Annotated in this window: 1 protein-coding gene and 1 pseudogene; one reads left to right on the forward strand and one right to left on the reverse strand. The window is 75.5% G+C overall.

Annotated elements, in window-relative coordinates; genetic code table 11:
* Window positions 1–1,035: amidase family protein (locus ACWGIU_RS37795; RefSeq protein WP_453712599.1), on the forward strand; the 1,035-nt coding region annotated here is incomplete at its 5' end.
* A gap of 77 nt (window positions 1,036–1,112) precedes the next feature.
* Here ACWGIU_RS37795 and ACWGIU_RS37800 read toward each other — a convergent pair.
* A pseudogene (locus ACWGIU_RS37800) lies at window positions 1,113–1,450 on the reverse strand (SAM-dependent methyltransferase); the annotation flags it as partial.

Raw genomic sequence — 1,450 nt, forward strand, 5'->3', positions numbered from 1 at the left:
GAGTTCGGCCAGTGGCCCTTCACCGAATCCGCCGCCCACGGTCACACCCGCAACCCCTGGGACACCACCCGGACCCCCGGTGGCTCCAGCGGCGGCAGCGCCGCCGCCGTCGCGGCCGGACTGGTCGGAGCGGCACTCGGCGGCGACGGCGGCGGATCCATCCGCATCCCGGCAGCCTGCTGCGGGCTGTTCGGCCTCAAGCCCCAGCGCGGCCGGGTCTCCACCGCCCCGAACCCGCACCTCTGGTACGCGCTGGGCACCGTCGGGCCGCTGACCCGCAGCGTGGGTGATGCCGCACTGCTCTACGACGTCCTCGCCGGCACCACCCCCACCGACCGCTGGAGCGCCCGCCCCGCGACCACCGGCTGGGTGGAGGCCCTGGAGACCCCGCCCGGCCGGCTGCGCGTCGGCTACTCGGTCAAGCCCGCCGTGCCCGGGGTGCGCCCGCATCCGGAACATGTCGGGGCGGTCCTGGAGTCCGTACGGGCGCTGCGCGAACTGGGCCACGACGTACGGGAGGTCGACCCCCGCTACCCCGACGCGACGGCCCCGTTCGCCGCGCAGTTCTGTGGTGGAGTCCGGGCGGAGGCCGACGCCGTCGAGCGTCCCGACCTGCTGGAAAGGCGGACCCGGCGGACCCTCGCCCTCGCCCGGCTGGTCCCCGCATCGGCCGTGGAACGCGGGATCCGGGCGGGGGAGCGGCTGGCGGAGCGCGCCGACCGCATGTTCACCACCATGGACCTGCTGCTGACCCCGGTCGTCGCCGAGCGCCCGCGCCCGGTGGGCGCGCTGGACGGTGCCGGCCTGCTGACGGCGCTGGCGCGCTCACGCCCGATGGTCGCCTACACCGCACTGTGGAACGTCACGGGGCACCCGGCCGCGTCCGTCCCGGCAGGCCTCGGAGAGGACGGTCTGCCGCTCGCCGTGCAACTGGTGGGCCGCCGGGACGACGAGGTGACCCTGCTCCGGGTCGCGGCGCAGCTGGAGGAGGTCCGGCCCTGGGCGCAGCGACGCCCTCGGCCGCCGGCCGCCTGAGTCGCTGGGGTAAGGGACCCGTCCACCGGCACCGTACGGCGGGCGGCCCCGCGTTCGTCGAGCCGGGGAGCCCGGGGCTATGACCCGGCCGGGCGGCGGAGCAGTGCCGTCCAGAGGAAGGCCTCGCCGAACAGCGCGGACTCGGCGGGCTCGTCGTGCATCCGGCGCAGCTCGACCTCGGCCAGGTCGTTGAAGATCGCCCGCAAGGCCTCCGGGGTGTAGGCGAGGCCACCCTGGAGGCCGGCCTCACGGTAGATCCGCGTCGGGGATCTCGGATCCCATCGCGCCGGCCGCGAAACAGGTGAGCGCGAGATGACCGCCGGGCGCCAGGGCCCGATCGAGGAGGGCGAGGTAGCTGATGCGGCGGTGGGGCGGCAGGTGGTGGAAGCAGCCCGAGTCGTAGATCAGGTCGTAC

The organism is Streptomyces sp. NPDC054840 (assembly GCF_053611065.1).